The organism is Shewanella sp. YQ_9 (assembly GCF_043103185.1).
Lineage (GTDB): Bacteria > Pseudomonadota > Gammaproteobacteria > Enterobacterales > Shewanellaceae > Shewanella > Shewanella algae.
The window spans coordinates 1-2,327 of the sequence record NZ_JBICJO010000018.1; the positions used below are offsets into that span (position 1 = coordinate 1).

General features: G+C 43.4%; 3 protein-coding genes. All 3 read left to right on the forward strand.

The window, feature by feature from the left end:
* On the forward strand, positions 1 to 701 hold a 701-nt coding region (locus tag ACF8D4_RS05135; protein ID WP_392468493.1), incomplete at its 5' end, for a transposase.
* A gap of 430 nt (positions 702 to 1,131) precedes the next feature.
* The gene (locus ACF8D4_RS05140) at positions 1,132 to 1,596 is read left to right on the forward strand and encodes a hypothetical protein (protein WP_025890172.1); all 465 of its coding nucleotides are present in this window, start codon (positions 1,132 to 1,134) and stop codon (positions 1,594 to 1,596) included.
* A 102-nt stretch (positions 1,597 to 1,698) separates the two neighbouring features.
* On the forward strand, positions 1,699 to 2,274 hold the full coding sequence (locus ACF8D4_RS05145; RefSeq protein ID WP_028781013.1) for a hypothetical protein: 576 nt from the start codon (positions 1,699 to 1,701) through the stop codon (positions 2,272 to 2,274).
* Positions 2,275 to 2,327: the final 53 nt, after the last annotated feature.

The following is a 2,327-nucleotide window of genomic DNA, read 5'->3' on the forward strand; positions in this document are numbered from 1 at the left end:
AGCAATGGCATAAGCTGTTCAAAGGTGATGCGTTAACCCGCAAATTCACCCAAGGTGAGCTGATTGAAGCGTATGATGTGCCCAGGCTGAAGCATACTATTGCGATTTATCGCAGCAGGTTATGTGACATCAGTTGGTTCATGCGTTGTCTTAATGAACCGATAGCGCGTCAAGCCAATCAGGAAGATAACTGTACCGGCCGATTCTGGGAGGGAAGATTTAAGTCACAAGCCTTACTCGATGAAGCCGCCGTGTTAACCTGCATGGCTTACGTTGACCTCAATCCTATTAGAGCCAAGATGGCCGATACGCCTGAGCAGTCAGAACATACCAGCATTCGGCTACGTATTCAGGCAGCTTTGAAATGCGAACAACCCGCCAAGCTATTACCCTTTATTGGCGATGAGTGCGATAACCAGCCCAATGGTATTGCGTTTGGGCTCAAGGATTATCTTGAATTAGTGGATGATACCGGGCGTTGTATTCGCGATGATAAACGTGGCGCGATAGGTGAAAAGAGTGCCAAGCTACTGACGCGGTTGAATATCCCTCATGATAACTGGCTCAAGCTTACCACTGAATTTGGAAGACTATTTCGTGGGCCGGTAGGCACCTTGCAAAAGCTCAGCTGTTACTGCGAACACTTGGAGAAGCGACGACGGCATTTTGCAACCAGCTGTCAATACTTTCAAACGGCTTGAACCCCACGCTATTTAGCTCAACCGCAGCCATTGAAATCCCCTGAACCATGGGTAGGGCTAGCACAGCTCAAATCTCGCATTTTTGCGTGAAATCGGTTCGATTTCATCAAACCTCTGCAACTCACGGATATCTTTCTACCTCCGGGTGCTCAAATCCCCTACTGGTGCTTGAACGCAGACTGAAAGAAGATTAAGTTATTGTTTTACAATGGGTGGCTTGATTTTTATTTTCAGAAACCCAGGCCACGTCAGTGGTCTCCTTGTGTACGTCCAACCCGATAAAAAGTGTGTTAGCTTTAGACATGTCGGCCTCCTGTGATTGTTTGCCTATTGGATCAACAAACAGTGTGGCTCTGGTTTAACTAATCCACGAGAAAACACGGAGGCCGACACCTGCACAGGGAATCATTATGTCTAGAAGTATCGGCATATGAGTGAAATTGAATTTTTGCATTTTAATCAAGTGAACCCTACAGAGTTCATGGACGTGGTCAATCAAGATTCTCTGAGAACACATTTGATCGAGCACCCGTATTTTGACGAAACAAGCCTCCATGCGTGGATGAATGAAAAAATAAATACAGATGCCATACATGGTTGTCGCATCCGGGCGGTTTATATTGGTGGAGTATTGGCAGGTTGGTGTGGCATTCAGCCTGATGATAATGGTTTTGAATTGGCGATTGTTATCTCACAAAAATTCTGGGGGTTTGGCATACCAATTTTCAAAAAGCTAATGTGCTGGGCGAAAGAGCTAGGGCATAAAGAAATACTATTCCATTTACTCGAAAGTAGGCGCGAATACAAGGTGTTGAATAAAATGTCCACTAAAGTTTATAAAACAGAGTTATCAGGTCGGTGTTTTACAACCTACCATCTAGCAGTAAATGAATAGTGTCCTCAAAACTTCTAACAAGTGGCTGTTGTCGGACACATCTACGCTGGCGTTCCGGTCCGTCGCAAAACCATGGCATTGTAAACCAAAGGAAATTTTGGCATGAAACTAACTATCGTTTCACTATTCGCTTTGGTTCTACTCGGCTGCTCAGCGGCCGGGGTTCCATATACAAATGACCCAATGACTAAGCTTGGTTACGCATATCAACTAATGAGAATACAAGACAGAGGCATAGCGGCTGAAAAGCTTGGCTTCGAGGCACTAGCTGACTTCGAAGAATCAAAAGATCTTTATGGTTTGGCTGAAGCTCATACATTTTTAGGCTTATTTTATAAAAGTAGAAGCTATCGTGACCGGAAAGACTTTTATGAAAAATACAATGAGTACGACCCTACCGCATCAAAATCAATCAAACACTTCGAGTTGGCAGCTAAAGCTTTTGAACAAGACGGAGATTACTGGGGTGTATCCAAGGCCTTATTCTCCATGGGAAATGCTTATTTAACGGATAACGACAAAACTCATGGTTGCGAAAAACTTAACGAATCATTAGAAATTTATAAAAGTGATAAAAACGTGTTTAAAGGCCGAGTTCACCCACACAATCCAGCTTTTGAATCATTTGATGCGATGATTGAGGCCTTCATTGAGAAATATTGTGAAAACGGTGTATAAAAAGTCGCTGAAAAGTGATGCAAAAAATGCGCACTTTAAGAAAACAACAAAGA